Genomic DNA, 20,961 nt, shown 5'->3' with positions numbered 1-20,961 from the left:
ACATAATAAAACTCCCCTTATAGTTTCTAGTGAAAATTTTTATTTTTTCACTGTCCACTATAAGGGGAGTATATCAGATTAGGCGGTTGTTTGTGTTTGAAATTGAAGCCATTGTCTTTTGGATGTTTCTTGAGACATCAGTTGGCTTTACAAGATAATAATCTTGAGCCAGTTGGTCGGCAATATAGGAGTGGAGGTAGGTTGCTACAAGGATTCTCTCATATAGTTGAACATGGGGAAATTGTACAGCAAATCCTGCAATCATACCTGCAAGAGTATCTCCCATACCTCCTGTTGCTTGGTAGGGACCACCAGCTCCTATTGGAGTGACTTGGTTTGGCTGGGCTTTTAGGATTTGTGTAGCAGAACTTTTAGCTACAAGGATTGTATTTTCTTGAAAAGATTGCAAGGCTTCAAGATTTTTTTGGCTTGTTTGGTCAGCAACCGGAATGGCTGATAACCGTTCCCATTCTTTCTGGTGGGGTGTCAGGATGACTTGTTTACACGGGAAGTTCTTTCTGTTTTGCTTTGCGACTAAGGTAAGGGCTGAGCCGTCAAGAACTAAAATCTGCTGGTCAGATAAATGTTCAAGAACAAAGTCTAATAACTGTTCAGCTCTGCTATTTTCCCCCAAACCTGGACCAATCAATACCAAGTCAGCATTTTCTAAGCTACTTATCAGCAAGGCTTGATCGTCAAATGAAAATGCCATGGCTTCAGGCAGATGACTATATAAGGCTGGTATGTTGTCTTTTTCAGTGGCAACAGTTACCAAGCCTGCTCCACTGTTGACGGTTGCTAGTGCGGCCATGATAATCGCTCCACCATAAGGATACAGTCCACCAATCAGCAAGACTCGACCATAGCTTCTCTTATGGCTATTGCGTGGTCTTGCTTGAATAACCTTTCTACAGAGTTCTTGTAAGTCCATACTTATTCCCCCTTTTCTTCTTATTATATCACGAGGAATGAGGTTTATGACAATCCAGATTTTAGATAAATCCAAGTTTTCATGCTATAATGAATTCATGGTATTATCAAAAAAACGTGCTAGAAAAGTTATTGAAGAAATTATTGCACTCTATCCTGATGCCAAACCTAGTTTGGATTTTCATAATCATTTCGAGCTGTTGTGCGCTGTGTTACTTTCTGCTCAAACGACTGATGCTGCAGTAAATAAAGCTACTCCAGGTTTGTTTGCTGCTTTTCCAACCCCTCAAGCAATGGCAGCTGCGAATGTGGAGGATATTGAACCCTTTATTTCCCGCTTGGGTTTGTATCGAAATAAGGCTAAGTTCTTAAAAGAATGTGCCCAGCAGTTGATGGATTGTCATGATGGGATAGTCCCTCAAACACGTGAGGAATTGGAGGCGCTGACAGGTGTGGGCCGAAAAACTGCTAACGTAGTATTGAGTGTCGGATTTGGGATTCCAGCGTTTGCTGTCGATACCCATGTAGGACGTATCTGCAAACATCATGATATTGTGAAAAAATCTGCAACACCTTTGGAAACAGAAAACCGGGTTATGGAGGTTTTGCCACCTGAACGATGGCTTCCAGCTCATCAGGCGATGATTTATTTTGGAAGAGAAGTATGCCATCCAAAGAATCCTGAGTGTCACAAGTATCCGCAATTATATAAATTTGATTAAAAATCTTCAGTTTTTGGAGATTTTTTTGTTTTTGAGACAGAAATATATGGTAAATTCAGAATATTTATTTGAAAATACTAGAAATCTTTCTTAAATTCTGAACAATCACAATATTTGTTTATCAGAAAAATAAAAAACAATCCAATATACGAATGATTTTATAATATTCTTAATCTTCATTGACAAAAACCTAACAATAAACTATAATAATACATATGAATTCGTTTAATTACGAAAATTTATTGTTTTTTCTGAAAATTATATGAAAATAGAGGTGCGATTATGATTAACGAGACTCCAATTTTTGACTACGAAGATATTCAGCTTATCCCAAATAAATGTATTATCAATAGTCGTTCAGAGGCAGATACAAGTGTAATTCTGGGAAAGTACAGCTTTAAGTTACCTGTAGTTCCGGCCAATATGCAGACGATAATAGATGAAGATGTTGCAGAGATGTTAGCAAAGGATGGTTATTTCTATATTATGCACCGTTTCGATGAAGCCGGCCGTCTTCCATTTATCAAACGCATGCATGAACAAGGTTTGATAGCTTCTATCTCCGTTGGTGTAAAAGAATATGAATATGACTTTGTATCAAGTTTGAAAGCAGATGCTCCTGAGTTTATTACCATTGATATTGCTCATGGTCATGCTGATAGTGTGATAAATATGATTCAGCATATTAAAAAAGAATTGCCAGAAACATTTGTGATTGCTGGAAATGTTGGCACACCAGAAGCGGTCCGTGAATTGGAGAATGCTGGTGCAGATGCCACGAAAGTTGGTATCGGACCAGGGAAAGTATGTATAACTAAAGTAAAAACAGGTTTTGGTACAGGTGGTTGGCAATTGGCTGCGCTACGTTGGTGTGCAAAAGCAGCTCGTAAACCAATCATTGCGGACGGTGGTATCCGTACCCACGGAGATATTGCTAAATCCATTCGTTTCGGGGCAAGCATGGTTATGATTGGTTCGCTTTTTGCAGGACATATTGAAAGCCCAGGAAAAACAGTAGAAGTAGATGGTGAGAAGTTTAAAGAGTACTATGGTTCTGCATCTGAATACCAAAAAGGTGATTATAAAAACGTTGAGGGTAAGAAAATTTTATTGCCTACTAAAGGTCACTTGAAAGATACTCTGATTGAAATGGAGCAAGATTTGCAATCTTCTATTTCTTATGCTGGTGGGCGTGATCTCACAAGCTTAAAACATGTGGATTATGTTGTAGTAAAAAATTCAATTTGGAACGGTGATTCCTTATAATTCCATTGGACTTGCATTGCAGGTCCTTTCTTTGTTTGCAGAATGCTTTCAGTCCTGATACAATAATAGAGGCCCCCTTTGACAGTTAGAAAATAATAGTCAATGAGAATCAAAAGTAGCCTAGCTTCACCTATCTGGGAGATAGTTGAAGGCTGGAAAATATAGAGAATTGTGTTGGCGTCATTTAGCAGAAGACATAACTCTGTTACTTTCTTGTTTCAAGGTAACAGGTTTAAAAGCTTCTGCTGGAGCTTTTCACTCATCAAGGCTCTAGACAACAGATAATTTTGATTTTCCGAGAGTTTAATTCGATTGTTTTCGATAAAAAGGTACCTTAGAATAAAAAGGAATGATTATGTATCCAACTCACACTCGAAAAGAAAAGTTTCTGCTTTTTTTAAAGATTTTTCTCCCCATTCTCATTTATCAATTTGCAAATTTTTCTGCATCTTTTATTGATACAATGATGACTGGTCAATATCGGACCCTTGATTTAGCAGGAGTTTCTATGGCAACAAGTCTTTGGAATCCGTTTTTCTCTTTTCTAACAGGAATTGTTTCCGCTATGATTCCTATTATTGGTCATCATTTAGGGCGGGGAAACCGTGATAAAATCAGAGAGGAATTCCACCAATTTGTTTATCTAGCTCTTGGTTTGGCAGTCATCTTGTTTGTATTGGTAAAGGTTGTTGCGGGCCCGGTCCTTGGTCTGTTGCACTTGGACGCTGAGGTAGAGTCTATAGCAAAATCGTATCTTAACTACATTTCTATTGGAATTTTGCCTCTTTTACTCTTTAGTGTCTGCCGTTCATTTTTCGATGCTTTAGGGATGACACGCTTGTCCATGAATTTAATGTTATTGCTAGTTCCCTTTAATAGCTTATTCAATTATCTATTTATTTATGGTAAGCTGGGATTCCCGACTTTGGGTGGGGCAGGAGCTGGGTTGGGAACTGCTTTAGCCTATTGGGCTGTCCTAGTGGTCATTATCTTAGTCATGCTTAAAAATAAGCGTATCGCCTCGTATCAACTATGGCAATGGAGCCCTGTTCAATTCTCCCTCTTAAAAGCTGGGTTAAAATTGGGCCTTCCAATTGGTTTGCAAGTCTTTGCTGAAGTTGCTATTTTTGCAGTTGTCAGTTTACAAATGGCAAAATTTTCTTCTCAGGTCATTGCTGCTCACCAGTCTGCAATGAATTTTGCTACCTTGTTATATGCTTTCCCAGTTAGCGTTTCTATGGCCTTACCGATTGTGATTTCATATGAAATCGGTGCAAACCGACCTCAAGCGGCGCGTCAGTATGCAATTATCGGCCGTTTGACCGCCATTCTATTTGCTGGTTTAACCCTAACATTTCTCTATTTTAATCGGCAAATGGTGGCGGGTTGGTATGGTCAAAATCCGGTGTTTATCCGTTTGACGGCAGATTTTTTAGTTTTTGCATTATTCTTCCAGTTAGCAGATGCGTTTACAGCTCCGATACAGGGAATCCTACGCGGGTACAAAGACACAACTGTCCCATTTTTACTAGGTCTCATTTCTTTTTGGTCATTGACGTTTCCAATTGCATTTTTATTAGAAGGAACGACAGATTTAGGTCCTAAGGCTTACTGGGTTGGTTTGATTGTTGGTATTTTTGCCTGTGGTATTACCTTAAACATTCGTATGCATATTGTAGAAAAACGAACGGTTCAGTAGGGAAATTTTATCAGTTATTTGTTTGTATCTATCATTGGCACTATTCGAAGAGTATCATAGTAACTGTCGAGAATTTTCTTTCAGGGCCTGAGGCTTTATAACGAACCAAAGTATGTGATAGGTTCAAAACAATAGAAAGTAGGAGAAAATGAGCTTATTTAGAATAGATATAGAAAATTTAGAACCCTATAAATTGCCGGGTCAGGCAAAATACAATTTAGGTGATAATGAGAATCGACTGATTGATTGGTCTTTTCTCTTACAGGAGGCCTTAGAGGCTGTTACAGCTGGCGAGTTATCTTTCTACGGAGATAATCGGTATGCTGAATTGATTGAGACTTATGCGGCCTATCTTGGAGTGCAGCCTCAGCAATTGACGGTTGGGGTTGGATCAGATTTCATCATCCATATGCTAATTACAGGGGTTCTGAAAGTGGATGAAGTCTTTTTAACCATCGATCCTGATTTCTTTATGTACGAAGTATACAATCAGTTACATGGTAGCCGATTCAAACAATATGAATTGCCTAGTGATGGAGAAACACTTCGCCTGAAAGCTGATGATATACTAGCTTATGCGAATCTTGTAGGAGCGAAAATGATTATGTTTTCTAATCCGAATAATCCTTCTTCAGTGGCATTTGATGAAAAAGAGGTCGAAGAACTCATACGCAATTTTGATGGCTTAGTCGTGATCGATGAAGCCTACATAGAATTTTCTGACACAACTAGTTTTGTTAATCAAATCAATCAATATAAGAATCTGATAGTACTGCGAACCTTATCAAAAGCATTTGGTCTAGCTGGTATCCGTCTGGGATTTGCAGTTGCAGACGAGCAACTTATTTTTGAATTAGATCGGGTTATTCCTCCTTACAGTTTGCCAAACCTAACAGCTAAAATAGGGACAATGGCCCTTGGATATACTGACTTGGTTCAAGAAAAAATCCTGGAAATAAAAAGTAGTCGTGCAACATTTGTTGAATTTTTGGAAACAATGCCAAACTGTCGTGTTCTGCCAAGTCAGACTAACTTTGTAACTTTTTCTGCACCATGGGCTCAAGAATTGCATCATTATGCCTTGGAAAAAGACTGGAATTTTAAGTATTATCCAAGTGGAAAATTGTCCAACCATATTCGAATGGCTATTGGCAGAAAAGAAGAGATGGAAATGATGAAAGAAATGATACGTAACATTGCCACTGCCGAATAGTAGATCTTCTGTTTAATATTTAATGGTACAGAGAAAAAGTATAAGACTGATTCATCGTTTGATGGATCGGTTTTTTCGTCATTATAAAATAATAGGAACCATTTATACTCTTCTAAAATGAAAAAATATCCGTTGTCAAGAGCCTTGATGAGTGAAAAGCTCAAGTGGAGCTTTTCATCCTGCCACCTTAAAATGGGAAAGTGAAAAAATTTTAAAATTGAAGTTTTTCGACGGTATTTGATAGAAAATGATTGACAGGATAAATTTTTCGTGTATAATAGATTTTGTAAACGATTGCAGGAGGTGTTGAACATACTCAAATCAGAGCGAAAACAACTCATTTTGGAGCGAATACAGGCACAACAGTATGTTCGTTTAGAAGAGTTAGTTGAGATTCTTGAAACGTCTGAGTCCACTGTTCGTAGGGATTTAGATGAATTAGAAAATGAGGGAAAACTGAAACGTGTGCATGGAGGGGCTGAATCAACAGGCAATTTACAGTTAGAAGAATCGATACTGGAAAAATCTGTCAAAAACGTTCAAGAAAAACGAGAGATTGCTGAACGAGCGAATCAGCTAATTGAAGATGGGGATGTAATCTTTTTAGACGCCGGAACCACTACAGGACTGCTGATTGACTATCTTCATCAAGAGAATCTTACAGTTGTGACAAATTCGGTTCATCACGCGGTTAAGTTGGTTGAACGCAAGATAAAAACCATTATTATTGGTGGGTTTGTCAAGCAATCAACAGATGCTTCCGTTGGTGCGGTAGCAATAGATCAAATACGGCAACTCAATTTTGACAAGGCATTTCTTGGTATGAATGGTATTGATAAACACTACTTGACAACACCAGACGTTGAGGAGGCAACTATAAAAAGGACTGTTATTGATAACGCAAAAGAAAGTTATGTACTTGTGGATGCATCTAAAATTGGACAATTTTCCTTTGTGAAGGTTGCTGCAACCGAAAAAGCCAACATTATCTGCCAAACATCAGAAAGCAGTTTATTGGATATAATAAAAAAGAAAACGAGGGTTATTGAGGTATGATTTATACAGTTACGCTCAATCCAGCTATTGACTATATTGTTCGTTTAGAACATGTCGAAATAGGCAGTGTCAATCGTATGGAGAGCGATGATAAGTATGCTGGTGGTAAAGGAATTAATGTTAGCCGTGTCTTAAAGCGTTTGGGGTATTCCAATACAGCAACTGGCTTTCTTGGAGGCTTTACGGGTCAATTTATTAAGGATGGATTGGTAGCCGAAGGGATTGAAACTGATTTTGTTCAAGTAGATCAAGATACAAGGATAAACGTGAAAATCAAGGCTGATCAAGAAACTGAAATCAATGGATTGGGACCAGTCGTGACGGATTTACAGTTGGCAGAATTAGAGATGATTCTTGCAGGTCTTACCAAAGACAACATTGTTGTATTTGCAGGTTCTGCACCGGCAAGCCTTGGTAACGAAGTTTATAACCGATTAATTCCAGTGGTGAGAGAAACAGGGGCACAGGTTGTCTGTGACTTTGAAGGTAAAACACTTCTTGACTCACTAGCACACCAACCATTATTGGTCAAGCCAAACAACCATGAACTTGAAGCAATCTTCAATGTCGAATTGAATGGCATTGCAGACATCGAGACCTATGCTAAGAAAATCTTAGAAATGGGTGCTCAGAATGTAATCATTTCTATGGCTGGTGATGGTGCTTTGATGGTCACTCCAGCAGCTACTTACTTTGCTAAACCAATCAAGGGTACAGTGAAAAACTCTGTCGGAGCTGGAGATTCCATGGTGGCAGGTTTTACAGGTGAATACGTTCGCTCACAAGACCCAATCGAAGCCCTCAAATGGGGAGTTGCTTGCGGTACGGCAACAGCCTTTTCAGATGATCTGGCAAGTATCGAATTTATTAAGGAAATTTATGAAAAAGTTGAGGTAGAAACACTATGAAAATTCAAGACGTTTTGAAAAAAGATGTCATGTTGCTTGATTTGCAAGCGACAAGCAAGGAAGCAGTCATTGATGAAATGATTACCAGCTTGGTAGATAAGGGATACGTTACTGATTTTGAAGTTTTTAAAACAGGAATCCTCAATCGTGAAGCACAGACTACAACAGGCCTTGGTGACGGGATTGCAATGCCACACGCTAAGAATGCTGCTGTGAAAGAAGCAACTGTTCTCTTTGCAAAATCAAATAAAGGCGTTGACTATGCAAGTCTTGATGGTCAACCTACTGACTTGTTCTTTATGATTGCAGCGCCAGAAGGTGCTAATGATACTCACTTGGCTGCTCTTGCTGAATTGTCAAAATACTTGATGAAACCAGGTTTTGCTGACAAACTTCGTAGTGTATCTAGTCCAGAAGAAGTCATTGCAGTCTTTGACGAAGCCGAAGCAGCAGATAAGGTTGCAGAAGAAGTGGTTGTAGCTCCAAGTGGTGACCGTCCATTTATTGTTGCTGTTACTGCATGTACAACAGGGATTGCACACACATATATGGCGGAAGAAGCCCTGAAGAAGCAAGCAGCAGAAATGGGAGTTGACATCAAAGTTGAAACAAATGGTGCCTCAGGTGTGGGTAATAAATTGACTGCTGAAGATATTAAGAATGCTGCAGGTGTCATCATCGCAGCAGATAAGGCTGTCGATATGTCACGTTTCAATGGTAAGCCATTGGTATCTCGTCCAGTTGCAGCTGGTATCAAACAGCCAGAAGAATTGATTAAACTTATCTTGGAAGGTAAAGCATCAACTTATACAGCGTAAGAAGGAGCAGCTACTGTGGAATCTTCTGAAAAACTTAGTCTTGGTAAAGCTTTCTATAAGCACTTGATGAGCGGTGTATCTCAAATGTTGCCATTCGTTATCGGTGGTGGTATCCTGATTGCTTTAGCCTTTTTAGTCGATAACTTACTTGGTGTTCCTAATGATAGCTTAAGTAGTCTTGGTTCTTACAATGAATTAGCTTCCATGTTTATGAAGATTGGTGGAGCAGCCTTCGGCTTCATGTTGCCACTTCTTGCAGGTTATATTGCTTACTCAATCGCTGAAAAACCAGGTTTGGTTGCGGGTTTCGTAGCTGGTGCTATTGCCAATAGTGGCCTTGCTTTCGGTAAAATTCCTTATGCAGCTGGTGGTGAAGAAACCCTTGCTCTTGCTGGTGTATCATCCGGTTTCTTGGGTGCCCTTGTCGGTGGTTTCCTTGCTGGTGGTGTAGTGCTCGTTCTTCGCAACGCTTTGCGCAACCTTCCAAAATCCCTTCAAGGTTTGAATGCTATCTTGCTCTTGCCACTTTTAGGTACAGCACTCACAGGTTTCTTGATGTTCTTCGTCAATATTCCGATGGCAGCTATCAACACAGGTATGAACAATTTCTTATCTGGTCTTGAAGGTAGTTCAGCTGTTTTACTTGGACTTGTCCTTGGTGGAATGATGGCAGTTGACATGGGTGGACCTGTCAATAAAGCAGCTTATGTTTTCGGTACTGGTACACTTGCAGCAACTGTCGCAAATGGTGGTTCAGTTGCAATGGCTGCCGTTATGGCTGGTGGTATGGTTCCACCATTGGCAGTATTCGTTGCTACCTTGCTTTACAAAAATAAATTTACTCAAGAAGAGCGCAATTCAGGTTTGACTAACATCGTTATGGGGCTTTCATTCATCACTGAAGGTGCAATTCCGTTTGGTGCTGCTGACCCAGCTCGTGCAATTCCAAGCTTTATCGCAGGTTCTGCCCTTGCAGGTGCCTTGGTTGGTTTGTCAGGCATCCAATTGATTGCTCCACACGGTGGTATCTTCGTAATTGCTCTTACATCTAATCCACTTCTCTACCTTGCTTATGTTGCAATCGGTGCAGTAGTTTCAGGTGTCCTTTACGGAGCACTACGTCAACCTAAATAAGAATATAAAAACCTTGTCTGTTGGCAAGGTTTTTTTCATTTTCACCACAAACTATGGTATAATAATTCTATAACTGTGTATTGGAGAAAAAAGATGGAAATTATTCGCGAAAAAGAATTTGTTAATCAATATCATTTTGATGCTCGTAATCACGAATGGGAAAAAGAAAATGGAGTCCCAGTGACAAAATTGAACGTTGATTTTCAATTGCTCAAGCATAGTCGTGAGGAAAATAAAACATCTATGATTACAATTCTCCGATTTATGATTGTATTGAATCAACATGTTATTTCTGGAGCGATGAGCCAGGCTGTTCACTTGCAAAACCGTTTTGTTGAAGAACCAACTGAATTTACAAACGAAGATAAGCGTGTCTTGGCTGAACCACTTCTGGATATCTTAAAGAGAATGACATATGACGTAACCGAGATTGCATTTGATGCACCTGGTGTAAATTTGGAGATTTAAATGAAAATAGCAGTTATTACGGACAGCTCGGCTGTTTTAAGCGAAACGATTATTTCTGATGAGCGTGTCTTTGTTCTACCCATTCCTGTTACGATTGATGGGGAGTCTTATATAGAAGGACAGAATTTAACAGTATCAGAATTCTATCAAAAAATGGCTGCTTCAGCAGAATTACCAAAAACGAGTCAGCCAAGTTTGATGAAATTGGAAGAAATCCTGTCTCAAGTATCGAAACAAGGATTTACTCATGCAATTGGTCTGTTTTTATCGTCAGGAATTTCAGGTTTTTATCAAAATATTCAGTATTTAGTTGATGAATTTGAAAATATAACCATTGCAATCCCAGATTCAAAAATTACTTCTGCACCGCTTGGCATGATGGTAGAGAATGTTCTTAGATGGGCTGATGCAGGTCAGGATTTTGAAACGATTTGTGAAAAACTTAACTGTCAAATTGAACAAACCTCTGCTTTTATTATGGTAGATGATTTAGATCATTTGGTAAAAGGGGGACGCTTGTCGAATGCTGCTGCGATTCTGGGAAACCTTTTGAGTATCAAACCAATTCTTTATTTTACTTCCGAAGGGAAGATTGAAGTATACGAAAAAGTTCGTACAGAGAAAAAAGCTGTGAAACGACTTCTTGAAATTTTACAGGAAAAAACTGCGGATGGACACTATCAATTAGCTATTATTCATGCGAATGCACCTGAAAAAGCAGATAATTTCAAGGATTTGTTGGAAGAAGCTGGGCTTACTAGCGAGTTACCAATCGTCACATTTGGATCTGTAATTGGTACTCATTTAGGCGAAGGTGCCATAGCCTTTGGTATTTCACCCATTATTGAATAGGAGTTCTTATGACAATTAATGTGATTATTGCTGGTTTTAAAGGGAAAATGGGATCAACAGCCGTAGAAATGGTCAATGGTGATACAGACCTCTCGTTGGCTGCCTTAGTGGATCCATTTGCAACCGAGACCGAAGTTGGTGGTGTTCCTGTTTTCAAAAACAAGGAAGAAGTTGCGGGCGTGGAAGCGGATGTTTGGGTTGACTTTACAACACCAAAATTTGCTTACGAAAATACTCGTTTTGCTTTAGAAAATGGGTTCGCACCTGTCGTTGGGACGACTGGATTTACTTCGGAAGAAATTGAAGAATTGACAGCTTTGTCTGCCGAAAAAGGTTTAGGTGGATTGATTGCACCAAACTTTGCGATCGGAGCGATCTTGTTAATGCAATTTGCCGCACAAGCAGCTAAGTATTTCCCTAATCTTGAAATTATTGAACTTCACCATGATAAGAAGAAAGATGCGCCAAGTGGTACAGCTGTAAAAACAGCCGAGCTGATTTCTCAAGTACGGCCAACCCTGCTTCAAGGTGTTGCAGATGAAGAAGAATTAATTGCTGGAGCTCGTGGCGCAGCATTCGATGGGTTCCGCATTCATTCCGTTCGCTTGCCAGGCTTGGTCGCTCACCAAGAGGTCATCTTTGGTGCACAAGGTGAGGGTCTGACAATTCGACATGATTCATATGATCGTATTTCTTTTATGAGTGGTGTTAACCTTGGCATTAAAGAGGTTGTTCATCGCTCACAACTCGTTTATGGTTTGGAACACTTATTATGAAATTAACCAATCTGCCTTCTGAATTTCAGGAGGCTTTGCCGATTTTAGAGAAAATTAAATCAGCTGGATATGAGGCCTATTTTGTAGGAGGGTCTGTTCGTGACGCAATTCTTGGAAGGCAAATTCATGATGTAGATATTGCCACATCCAGTTATCCACAAGAAACCAAGCAAATTTTTCCACGCACATTTGACGTTGGCATTGAACATGGAACAGTCTTGGTTTTGGAAGGACAAAAAGAGTATGAAATTACCACCTTTCGGACGGAAGAGGACTATGTTGACTTCCGACGACCGAGTCAGGTTTCTTTTGTGCGCTCCCTGGAAGAAGATTTGAAACGACGTGATTTCACAGTGAATGCGTTTGCACTTGATGAGGAGTCAACAATCATTGACCTATTTCAAGGGCTTTCTGACCTAGAAAATCATACACTTCGGGCTGTTGGTATTCCGTCCGAACGTTTTAATGAGGATGCCTTACGAATCATGCGGGGCTTTCGTTTTGCAGCAACATTGAACTTTAAAATCGAGGAAGTGACTTTTAAAGCAATGGCAGATACTGCACCGCTCTTGGAAAAAATATCTGTAGAACGGAGTTTTATAGAATTTGATAAGCTCCTGGTCGCTGAATATTGGCAAAATGGCTTGCGTGCGATGATAGATTCTAAGGCTTATCAGTTCTTGCCTGATTTGGCAGGAAAAGGTGAACAGTTAGAGACCATGTTGACTCGTTTAGATGAGGCTTTCCGATTTTCAACTTCTGAACAAGCTTGGGCCATGCTTGTTGTTTGCCTGGAAATTGAAAATATCAAATCTTTCCTGAAAAAATGGAAGACCAGTAATGATTTTCAACGGACGGTTATTCAATTAGTAGAAATATACCATATGCGGCATGCAGGAACTGTCACAAAACAAATTTGTTTCAAGTATGGCAAAGAATTGCTCTATTTGGTTGAGGAATTGCGTCAAGCTCAAGGTTTCTCTACAGATTTCAAAGCAATAGAAAGAGTTGATCAATCTTTAACAATACATGATAGACACGAAATTGTTGCTAATGGTGGTCATCTCATGCAAGCCTTTGGTCTTAAACCAGGGCCAGTTCTAGGTGAATTATTAAAAGAAATTGAATTCCAGATTGTTGAGGGGACCTTGGCTAATTCATCTGTAGAAATTATGAAATTTGTGAAAGGAATCTTAGATAATGAGTGATTTTATCGTTGAGCATCTTACCAAGTCAGTAGGAGATAAGACGGTCTTTTCTGACCTTTCTTTCATTATTCACCAAGGAGATCGCATTGGGATAATCGGTGTCAATGGAACGGGAAAAACAACTCTCTTGGATGTTTTATCAGGTCGAATTGGATTTGATGGGGATGTATCTCCATTTCGTACAAAAAATACATATAAAATTTCATATTTGACTCAGGAGCCTGTTTTTGATGAGAGTAAAACAGTTTTAGATACGGTTTTATCTTCGGATTTACGCGAAATGCAGTTGATTCGTGAGTACGAGTTGCTCATGTCGAATTATGATGAAGCAAGTCAATCAAAGTTAGAAACTATAATGACTGAAATGGATGCATTAAATGCTTGGGAAATCGAAAGTCAGGTCAAAACGGTTCTTTCAAAGCTAGGCCTTACTGAGTTAAATATGACTGTTTCTGAACTCTCAGGTGGTTTGCGTAGACGTGTTCAATTGGCCCAGGTCCTTCTTGGTCATGCAGACCTTTTATTACTCGATGAACCTACCAACCACTTAGATATTGATACGATTGAATGGTTGACAACGTTTTTAAAAAATACTAAAAAGTCTGTCCTCTTTATTACCCATGATCGCTATTTCTTGGACAATGTTGCAACACGGATTTTTGAGCTAGACCGTGCAAATTTAACTGAATATCAGGGAAATTACCAAGATTATGTGCGCTTAAAAGCTGATCAGGATGAGCGCGATGCAGCTCTTCGTCATAAGAAAGAGCAATTGTACAAGCAGGAACTTGCATGGATGCGAAGACAGCCACAAGCGCGTGCAACAAAGCAACAAGCTCGTATCAATCGTTTTCATGACCTAAAGGGTGACTTAGCTCAGTCAATAGATGACAGTGAGCTGGAAATAAATTTTGAAACCTCACGTATTGGTAAAAAAGTCATCAAGTTTGATCACGTCAGCTTTTCGTATCCAGATAAGCCCATTTTATCAGATTTTAATTTACTCATTCAAAATAAGGATCGCATTGGGATTGTCGGAGAAAATGGTAAAGGAAAATCCACCCTTTTGAATCTGATTGCTGGTGAGTTACAAGCAGATAGCGGAAAAGTGGACATTGGGGAAACTATCCGAATCGGCTATTTCTCGCAAACTATCAAAGGATTAGATGAAAGCAAGCGTGTTATCAATTTCTTACAAGAAGTGGCTGATGAAGCTAAGACAAGTTCTGGCATGGTCTCAATTGCGGAGTTATTAGAACAATTTCTCTTTCCGCGGAATATGCATGGCACGCTGATCGAAAAGTTGTCAGGCGGGGAGAAGAAGCGGCTTTATTTACTCAAAATTCTTTTGCAACGACCAAATGTACTTCTCTTAGATGAGCCAACAAATGATTTGGATATTGCAACCTTGACAGTACTCGAACATTTCTTACAAGGTTTTTCTGGTCCAGTGATTATCGTTAGCCATGATCGGTATTTCCTAGATAAGGTAGCAAATAAAATTTTGGCATTCGAAGATAGCGGTATCGAGACCTTCTTTGGCAACTACACAGACTATTTGGATGAGAAGGCCTTTCTAGCTTCCAGATCTGCTATTTCGCTAGAAATGCCAAAGGAAAAAACAGAAAAGATCAAGGCAAGCAAGAAGCGGATGTCCTATTTTGAGAAGCAGGAATGGGCAAGTATTGAAGATGAAATCACTAGTTTAGAAGATCGAATTCAGGTGATTGAATCGGAAATGCTCACTTGCGGAAGTGATTTTACAAAGTTGTCCGACTTGCAAAAGGAGTTGGAAGAGAAAAATAAATCTCTATTGGAAAAATATGAGCGTTATGAATACTTAAGCGAATTGGAGGGCTAGATGAAAATTCTTGTCATTTCCTATATGGTCATTTATCTGCTAGTTACGTTGGTTTCAGCCTTATTTAGTTATTTTAAAACAAGAAGGATGAATGGACTCAGACTTGTTTTGACAGTCTTGTCTATGATATTACTAGCCATAACCCTTTATTTTTATGCTCAATCCTATCATGATTTGCAAATGCTCGGGTTTGCATTAGGATTTACCTTTATCTCGACCTTATTTTTATATAATGGTACCAAAGAAGGCAGTCAATTTGCGACTGTGATGCTATTTTCCGTGGGTCGATTTATTTTGCATATTCAATTTATTATCTTGCTCTATCTTTTTCGATAGGGCTCCTTATTTTTAGAATATTTTAAATACGGTTCTTTGGAATAAAAGCTATTGTAAAAAATGATAATCTTGAACAAAGGATTATTTTATCTATGAAAAGGCTTTACGCAAATGTTTGCATTGTGGTATAATTGTAAAAAAAGATTTTAGGAGTATCTTATGTCTAAAAAAATCATCGGAATTGACCTTGGGGGAACTTCTGTTAAATTAGCGATTTTGACTACCGAAGGTGAAATTCAAGAAAAGTGGTCTATCAAAACAAATATTTTAGATGAGGGAAGCCATATTGTTCCTGATATCATTGACAGCATCAAACATCGTTTTGAAACATATGGTTTAACGAAAGAAGATTTTCTTGGTATTGGCATGGGGTCTCCAGGTGTCGTTGATAGCGAAGCTGGTACTGTTATCGGTGCCTATAACCTCAATTGGAAAACCTTACAATTGGTTAAAGATCAGTTTGAATCTGCCCTCGGCTTACCTTTTTTCATTGACAATGATGCCAACGTAGCGGCTCTTGGTGAACAATGGGTTGGTGCAGGTAATAACAATCCGAATGTTGTCTTCATGACTCTTGGTACAGGTGTCGGTGGCGGTGTCATTGCTGCAGGAAACTTGATTCGTGGAGTCAAAGGTGCTGGTGGTGAATTGGGCCATATCACAGTTGACTTTGATGCACCATTTGCATGTACTTGTGGTAAAAAAGGTTGTTTGGAAACTGTTGCTTCAGCAACAGGTATTGTGAATTTGACACGTCGTTATGCTGAAGAATACGCAGGTGATGCCAAACTGAAACAACTGATTGACGATGGAGAAGAGCTTACTGCAAAAGATGTGTTCGACTTAGCTAAAGAAGGTGACGATTTGGCACTAATTGTTTACCGTCATTTTTCAAATTACCTTGGTATTGCTTGTGCAAATATTGCAGCAGTTTTAAATCCAGCCTACATTGTTCTTGGTGGTGGTGTTTCAGCTGCAGGTGAATTCCTATTAGATGGTGTTCGTAATGTATTTGCCGACAATAGCTTCCCACAAATTAAGGAAAGTACACAAATCGTCTTGGCAACACGTGGCAATGATGCAGGTGTATTAGGCGCAGCATCACTTGTATTAAAATAATTGTTAGAAGCAGGGGAAACTCTGCTTTTTTTAATCTGCTGTGACAATTTCCTTATATACATATATTATATACATATATTGAAAAACGTAGTATTTAAGCGTACAATGAAAGTGTAAAGAGAAAGGAGTGTCACCTTATGAAACAGGTAAATATGTCTAAAATAATCAACTATCTGACTATTCTTGGTTTATTGATTTTGTTATCTGCCTTTTTCCTTGATAACTGGATTCGAGACTGGTTATTCCTGTCTAGCTGGGGAAACGTAGCAACCATGTTGATTCTCCCTCTGCTGGGTACTCTAATTCTTATACTATCTATCTACTATAAAATTTACACTAAAAATATTCGCAAGATATTATTGAGTACCGTCTTGGTTGTTTTGTATTTTATATTGTTCAGTCTAGTAACTGCCCTTTCTGGTCTATTTCAGCTCAATCTCTACCCCTTGCTGTATAAATGAGGACTCCTGTTCAAAACTGGAGTTTTTTGTTAAGATTTGCTATACTAAAACTATGACAAAAGCAGATAGTATTTTTAAAGAAAACATTCGTAAGATTATGGAAGAGGGCGTTTTTTCAGAAAATGCTCGCCCCCGTTACAAGGATGGAAATGTAGCCAATTCCAAATACATTACTGGTTGCTTTGCAGAGTATGACTTGGCCAAGGGCGAGTTCCCTATTACTACATTAAGACCTATCCCAATCAAGTCAGCCATTAAAGAAATTCTCTGGATTTACCAAGACCAGACCAATGACTTGTCTGTTTTACAAGAAAAGTACGGTGTCCAGTATTGGAATGACTGGGAAGTGGAAGGAACTGGCACGATTGGCGAACGCTATGGTGCTATTGTTAAGAAGCATGACATCATTTCCAAGATTCTCAAACAATTGGAAGAAAATCCTTGGAATCGCCGCAATGTCATTTCGTTATGGGACTATGAGGCTTTTGACCAATCTGCAGGTCTGTTGCCATGTGCCTTTCAGACCATGTTTGACGTTCGACGAGTGGATGGGGACATTTATCTGGACGCAACCCTTACTCAACGTTCAAATGATATGTTGGTTGCCCATCATATCAATGCGATGCAGTATGTAGCCCTTCAGATGATGATTGCTAAACATTTCGGCTGGAAGGTTGGGAAGTTTTTCTATTTCATCAACAATCTTCATATCTATGACAACCAGTTTAAACAAGCTGAAGAATTGCTACGTCGGACTCCTTCAGAAGTTGAGCCTCGTTTAGTACTCAACGTCCCAGACGGAACAAATTTTTTCGATATTAAAGCAGAAGATTTTGAGTTGGTGGACTATAATCCAGTTAAACCGCAGTTAAAATTCGATTTAGCAATTTAACGGGATTAGCAGTGAAGACTTCGATCTTTACCTCGCTTCTTTATTTTTAGACTCGGGCTGAAACAGTCTATACTCAGACTGTTTCACTCTCCAAGTATTCTTTGAGTACTGCTACATTTTTAGAGCTATAAAAATTTGCACTAGACTTACTTGGAAAGTGCATTTTTTGTGAATTTTTGATAGAATGATAGGACGGAAAGTGAGAGAAAATGACAAAAAAGATTGTTGCTATTTGGGCTCAAGATGAAAATGGATTGATTGGAAAAGGCGATAAACTACCTTGGTCCTTGCCCGCTGACTTAGCTCATTTTAAAGAAACGACTACTGGTCACACGATGGCGATGGGACGTATAACTTTTGATGGTATGGGCAAGCGTGCACTTCCTAATCGTCACACTATCGTTTTGACAAAGGATCAATCATATGTAGCGGAAAATGATCGGGTTACAGTTGTTCATAGTGTGGAGGAAGTGTTGGATTGGTATGCACATCAAGAGCGGACTTTATTTGTAATTGGTGGGAGTCAGATTTTTATGGCATTTGCGGCATATATCGACCAATTGATTGTGACAGATATTCATGGTCAATTTGATGGAGATACTTTCTTTCCGAAAGATTTTCCGATGGAACAATTTTGCCTGCAGAAGAAAACACTCCGATTAAAAGATGAGGAAAATCCATTTGATTTTACTATAAAAACCTACGAAAGAAGAGAAAGTTAGGCATGGAGAGAAGTTTATTCGGTTTATTTACAGCGTTTCTCTGCGGAATATGCGTTCTTTGTGCTGTTCAAGCCTGTAGAAAGAAACGTTTTGGTCTGGCTATTTTATTTTTACTGAATGCTTTTACCAATTTGGTTAATAGTATTCATGCAATTTATGGCTTTTTATTCAGATAAGATATATGAAAGAGGAAACACATGGCTATCAAGCATACACAAGAGCTTATCTATTGCTCATTTTGTGGTAAAAACCAAGAAGAAGTTAAAAAAATTATTGCAGGAAATAATGTTTTCATTTGTAATGAGTGTGTTGAGTTAGCTCAAGAAATCATTCGTGAAGAATTGGCTGAAGAAGTACTGACAGATTTGGCAGACACACCAAAGCCACAAGAATTACTCAATATTTTAAACAATTATGTCATTGGACAAGATCGTGCTAAACGTGCGTTGGCAGTGGCTGTTTATAATCACTACAAACGTATTAATTTCCAAGATAGTCGCGATGAAAATGATGTTGATTTGCAAAAATCTAACATCTTGATGATTGGCCCGACTGGTTCAGGAAAAACCTTCCTAGCTCAGACCTTGGCTAAAAGTTTGAATGTCCCGTTTGCTATTGCTGATGCGACCGCTCTTACTGAGGCTGGTTATGTGGGTGAAGATGTTGAAAATATTTTACTTAAATTATTGCAGGCAGCAGATTTTAACATTGACCGTGCTGAAAGAGGTATCATCTATGTGGATGAAATTGATAAAATTGCCAAAAAAGGTGAAAATGTGTCCATTACCCGTGACGTCTCGGGTGAAGGTGTCCAACAAGCTCTCTTAAAAATTATTGAAGGAACCGTTGCCAGTGTACCTCCACAAGGTGGACGAAAACACCCTAATCAAGAAATGATTCAAGTCGATACGAAAAACATTCTTTTCATCGTTGGCGGTGCGTTTGATGGTATCGAGGAAATTGTTAAGCAACGATTAGGAGAGAAAATCATTGGTTTTGGTCAAAACAATCGTGCTATTGATGAAAAAGAATCATATATGCAACATATCATTGCTGATGATATTCAAAAATTTGGTATTATTCCTGAGTTGATTGGACGATTACCTGTTTTGGCAGCCTTAGATCAATTAACGACAGAGGATTTGATTCGTATTTTGACTGAGCCGAAGAATGCTTTGGTAAAACAGTACCAAACTCTTTTATCCTACGATAATGTGGAGTTAGAATTTGACCAGGATGCCTTGGAGGAAATTGCCAAAAAGGCTATTGAACGGAAAACAGGTGCACGGGGACTTCGTTCGATTATTGAAGAAACCATGATGGATGTGATGTTTGAAGTTCCTAGTCAAGAGAATGTAAAACGGGTTCGTGTTACAAAAGATGCAGTAGATGGTAAGGAAAAACCTTTGCTAGAAACTGCTTAAATAAGTACAATAAGGGGTGATAGGTTTTGACTTTCTCCCCTTCTTTATGAAAGGTACAAAATGGAAATCAATACACATAATGCTGAAATTCTGCTTAGTGCGGTTTCGAAAGCCCAGTATCCAGAAGACGACCTTCCGGAAATCGCCCTTGCTGGACGATCAAACGTTGGGAAGTCTTCCTTTATTAATACCCTCTTAGGTAGAAAAAATCTTGCTCGTACATCAGGAAAGCCTGGAAAAACTCAACAACTTAATTTTTATAACATAGATGATAAAATTCGTTTTGTGGATGTTCCAGGTTATGGTTATGCAAAAGTTTCAAAAACGGAGCGTGCCAAGTGGGGCAAAATGATTGAAGAATATTTGACAACAAGAGAGAATTTACGGGTTGTTGTTAGCTTAGTGGATATGCGCCATGAACCTTCAGCTGATGACGTTCAGATGTATGATTTCTTGAAATATTATGACATTCCTGTTATTATTGTGGCAACGAAGGCTGATAAAATACCGCGTGGCAAGTGGAACAAACACGAATCAATGATCAAGAAAAAGTTGGACTTTGATATGAAGGATCAATTTATTGTGTTCTCTTCTGAAACTCGTCATGGCTATGATCAGGCTTGGGATGCAATCTTGAAAAATATCTAATTTATAGACAGGAGAAAAGCCATGGAACGTACATTCTTCATTATCAAACCGGATGCTCTTGAGCGAGGATTGGTAGGACAAATTCTTACACGAATTGAACGTAGAGGATTCAAGATTCGTGATTTGAAGATGCTGACTGCAACAGAAGCATTAATTGCGAAACATTATGATCATTTGACTGACAAACCTTTCTTTCCGCAATTGGTTCAATATATGACTAGTGGTCCTGTCATTGCTGGGGTTTTGGAAGGTCCAGAAGTGATCAAATCATGGAGAGATATGATGGGTGCTACTAATCCGGTCAATGCACTTCCAGGAACTATTCGTGGGGATTTTGCAACGGCACCAGTTGGTGGAATGGTAGAGAATGTTGTACATGGATCAGATTGCTCAGAAGCAGCTGAACGTGAAATTTCTTTATGGTTAGGACAATAGCAGAGTAGGCACC

General features: G+C 39.0%; 20 protein-coding genes and 1 pseudogene. 20 read left to right on the top strand and 1 reads right to left on the bottom strand.

Translation table 11 applies throughout. The annotated features are described in order from the left end of the window. Positions 1-73: 73 nt before the first annotated feature. On the bottom strand, positions 74-931 hold the full coding sequence (locus ACPC57_RS06695) for an NAD(P)H-hydrate dehydratase (RefSeq protein ID WP_277837239.1): 858 nt from the start codon (positions 929-931) through the stop codon (positions 74-76). A gap of 97 nt (positions 932-1,028) precedes the next feature. Here ACPC57_RS06695 and nth point away from each other — a divergent pair, with 97 nt between their 5' ends. From nth to ndk, 20 genes and pseudogenes are all read left to right on the top strand, one after another. Next, entirely contained in the window at positions 1,029-1,652 is a 624-nt protein-coding gene (gene nth / locus ACPC57_RS06690; protein ID WP_434065345.1) for an endonuclease III, read from the top strand. Positions 1,653-1,934: 282 nt separating this feature from the next. Beyond that, a complete protein-coding gene (guaC, locus tag ACPC57_RS06685) occupies positions 1,935-2,918 on the top strand; it encodes a GMP reductase (protein ID WP_277837238.1) in 984 nt (327 codons plus the stop codon). A gap of 355 nt (positions 2,919-3,273) precedes the next feature. Then, positions 3,274-4,617 carry an MATE family efflux transporter gene (locus ACPC57_RS06680; RefSeq protein ID WP_434066547.1) on the top strand — a complete coding sequence of 448 codons (1,344 nt, stop codon included), beginning with the start codon at positions 3,274-3,276 and terminating at the stop codon, positions 4,615-4,617. Between the two features lie 148 nt (positions 4,618-4,765). Further along, on the top strand, positions 4,766-5,830 hold the full coding sequence (locus ACPC57_RS06675) for an aminotransferase class I/II-fold pyridoxal phosphate-dependent enzyme (protein WP_434066546.1): 1,065 nt from the start codon (positions 4,766-4,768) through the stop codon (positions 5,828-5,830). A 306-nt stretch (positions 5,831-6,136) separates the two neighbouring features. Then, complete coding sequence (locus ACPC57_RS06670; protein WP_434066545.1) at positions 6,137-6,886, top strand: DeoR/GlpR family DNA-binding transcription regulator; 750 nt, start codon at positions 6,137-6,139, stop codon at positions 6,884-6,886. Next, complete coding sequence (gene pfkB, locus ACPC57_RS06665; RefSeq protein WP_434065304.1) at positions 6,883-7,794, top strand: 1-phosphofructokinase; 912 nt, start codon at positions 6,883-6,885, stop codon at positions 7,792-7,794. Before ACPC57_RS06670 ends, pfkB begins: the two co-directional genes overlap by 4 nt. After that, a pseudogene (locus tag ACPC57_RS06660) lies at positions 7,791-9,746 on the top strand (PTS fructose transporter subunit IIABC). The gene pfkB and the pseudogene ACPC57_RS06660 overlap by 4 nt, the downstream one beginning before the upstream one ends. A gap of 93 nt (positions 9,747-9,839) precedes the next feature. After that, a complete protein-coding gene (locus ACPC57_RS06655; RefSeq protein WP_130555322.1) occupies positions 9,840-10,214 on the top strand; it encodes a DUF1149 family protein in 375 nt (124 codons plus the stop codon). Beyond that, positions 10,215-11,066, top strand: a complete 852-nt coding sequence (locus ACPC57_RS06650; RefSeq protein ID WP_434066544.1) for a DegV family protein — start codon at positions 10,215-10,217, stop codon at positions 11,064-11,066. It abuts the gene before it with no gap. 8 nt (positions 11,067-11,074) lie between these two features. Further along, a complete protein-coding gene (gene dapB / locus ACPC57_RS06645) occupies positions 11,075-11,842 on the top strand; it encodes a 4-hydroxy-tetrahydrodipicolinate reductase (RefSeq protein ID WP_434065307.1) in 768 nt (255 codons plus the stop codon). Continuing rightward, positions 11,839-13,050 carry a CCA tRNA nucleotidyltransferase gene (locus ACPC57_RS06640; RefSeq protein WP_434065308.1) on the top strand — a complete coding sequence of 404 codons (1,212 nt, stop codon included), beginning with the start codon at positions 11,839-11,841 and terminating at the stop codon, positions 13,048-13,050. The genes dapB and ACPC57_RS06640 overlap by 4 nt, the downstream gene beginning before the upstream one ends. Next, entirely contained in the window at positions 13,043-14,911 is a 1,869-nt protein-coding gene (locus tag ACPC57_RS06635; protein WP_434066543.1) for an ABC-F family ATP-binding cassette domain-containing protein, read from the top strand. The genes ACPC57_RS06640 and ACPC57_RS06635 overlap by 8 nt, the downstream gene beginning before the upstream one ends. Further along, entirely contained in the window at positions 14,912-15,247 is a 336-nt protein-coding gene (locus ACPC57_RS06630) for a hypothetical protein (protein ID WP_171989804.1), read from the top strand. 159 nt (positions 15,248-15,406) lie between these two features. After that, positions 15,407-16,366, top strand: coding sequence for an ROK family glucokinase (locus tag ACPC57_RS06625; RefSeq protein ID WP_217373806.1), 960 nt, complete (start codon positions 15,407-15,409; stop codon positions 16,364-16,366). Between the two features lie 137 nt (positions 16,367-16,503). Beyond that, complete coding sequence (locus ACPC57_RS06620; RefSeq protein WP_217373805.1) at positions 16,504-16,827, top strand: hypothetical protein; 324 nt, start codon at positions 16,504-16,506, stop codon at positions 16,825-16,827. 52 nt (positions 16,828-16,879) lie between these two features. After that, complete coding sequence (locus ACPC57_RS06615; protein ID WP_130555330.1) at positions 16,880-17,719, top strand: thymidylate synthase; 840 nt, start codon at positions 16,880-16,882, stop codon at positions 17,717-17,719. Positions 17,720-17,928: 209 nt separating this feature from the next. Then, a complete protein-coding gene (locus tag ACPC57_RS06610) occupies positions 17,929-18,441 on the top strand; it encodes a dihydrofolate reductase (protein ID WP_217373803.1) in 513 nt (170 codons plus the stop codon). Positions 18,442-18,638: 197 nt separating this feature from the next. After that, positions 18,639-19,865, top strand: a complete 1,227-nt coding sequence (gene clpX, locus ACPC57_RS06605; protein ID WP_130555333.1) for an ATP-dependent Clp protease ATP-binding subunit ClpX — start codon at positions 18,639-18,641, stop codon at positions 19,863-19,865. Between the two features lie 60 nt (positions 19,866-19,925). Continuing rightward, positions 19,926-20,513 carry a ribosome biogenesis GTP-binding protein YihA/YsxC gene (gene yihA / locus ACPC57_RS06600; RefSeq protein ID WP_434066542.1) on the top strand — a complete coding sequence of 196 codons (588 nt, stop codon included), beginning with the start codon at positions 19,926-19,928 and terminating at the stop codon, positions 20,511-20,513. A gap of 21 nt (positions 20,514-20,534) precedes the next feature. Further along, positions 20,535-20,948: a nucleoside-diphosphate kinase gene (gene ndk / locus ACPC57_RS06595; RefSeq protein ID WP_277837226.1), complete on the top strand. Its 414-nt coding sequence runs from the start codon at positions 20,535-20,537 to the stop codon at positions 20,946-20,948. Positions 20,949-20,961 lie beyond the last annotated feature (13 nt).

The sequence above is a fragment of the Streptococcus sp. VTCC 12886 genome, assembly GCF_049893425.1.
GTDB classification, from domain to species: domain Bacteria; phylum Bacillota; class Bacilli; order Lactobacillales; family Streptococcaceae; genus Streptococcus; species Streptococcus suis_AA.
The sequence above is the reverse complement of the archived record's forward strand: the minus strand, read 5'-3'. Positions and strand labels throughout refer to the sequence as shown.

Coding starts and splice junctions, on each gene's coding strand:
- ACPC57_RS06630 (WP_171989804.1), top strand. CDS start 14,912: ATGAAAATTCTTGTCATTTCCTATATGGTCATTTATCTGCTAGTTACG.
- ACPC57_RS06610 (WP_217373803.1), top strand. CDS start 17,929: ATGACAAAAAAGATTGTTGCTATTTGGGCTCAAGATGAAAATGGATTG.
- ACPC57_RS06680 (WP_434066547.1), top strand. CDS start 3,274: ATGTATCCAACTCACACTCGAAAAGAAAAGTTTCTGCTTTTTTTAAAG.
- ACPC57_RS06675 (WP_434066546.1), top strand. CDS start 4,766: ATGAGCTTATTTAGAATAGATATAGAAAATTTAGAACCCTATAAATTG.
- ACPC57_RS06640 (WP_434065308.1), top strand. CDS start 11,839: ATGAAATTAACCAATCTGCCTTCTGAATTTCAGGAGGCTTTGCCGATT.
- ACPC57_RS06650 (WP_434066544.1), top strand. CDS start 10,215: ATGAAAATAGCAGTTATTACGGACAGCTCGGCTGTTTTAAGCGAAACG.
- ACPC57_RS06695 (WP_277837239.1), bottom strand. CDS start 931: ATGGACTTACAAGAACTCTGTAGAAAGGTTATTCAAGCAAGACCACGC.
- ndk (WP_277837226.1), top strand. CDS start 20,535: ATGGAACGTACATTCTTCATTATCAAACCGGATGCTCTTGAGCGAGGA.
- ACPC57_RS06625 (WP_217373806.1), top strand. CDS start 15,407: ATGTCTAAAAAAATCATCGGAATTGACCTTGGGGGAACTTCTGTTAAA.
- dapB (WP_434065307.1), top strand. CDS start 11,075: ATGACAATTAATGTGATTATTGCTGGTTTTAAAGGGAAAATGGGATCA.
- nth (WP_434065345.1), top strand. CDS start 1,029: ATGGTATTATCAAAAAAACGTGCTAGAAAAGTTATTGAAGAAATTATT.
- pfkB (WP_434065304.1), top strand. CDS start 6,883: ATGATTTATACAGTTACGCTCAATCCAGCTATTGACTATATTGTTCGT.
- clpX (WP_130555333.1), top strand. CDS start 18,639: ATGGCTATCAAGCATACACAAGAGCTTATCTATTGCTCATTTTGTGGT.
- guaC (WP_277837238.1), top strand. CDS start 1,935: ATGATTAACGAGACTCCAATTTTTGACTACGAAGATATTCAGCTTATC.
- ACPC57_RS06615 (WP_130555330.1), top strand. CDS start 16,880: ATGACAAAAGCAGATAGTATTTTTAAAGAAAACATTCGTAAGATTATG.
- yihA (WP_434066542.1), top strand. CDS start 19,926: ATGGAAATCAATACACATAATGCTGAAATTCTGCTTAGTGCGGTTTCG.
- ACPC57_RS06620 (WP_217373805.1), top strand. CDS start 16,504: ATGAAACAGGTAAATATGTCTAAAATAATCAACTATCTGACTATTCTT.
- ACPC57_RS06655 (WP_130555322.1), top strand. CDS start 9,840: ATGGAAATTATTCGCGAAAAAGAATTTGTTAATCAATATCATTTTGAT.
- ACPC57_RS06635 (WP_434066543.1), top strand. CDS start 13,043: ATGAGTGATTTTATCGTTGAGCATCTTACCAAGTCAGTAGGAGATAAG.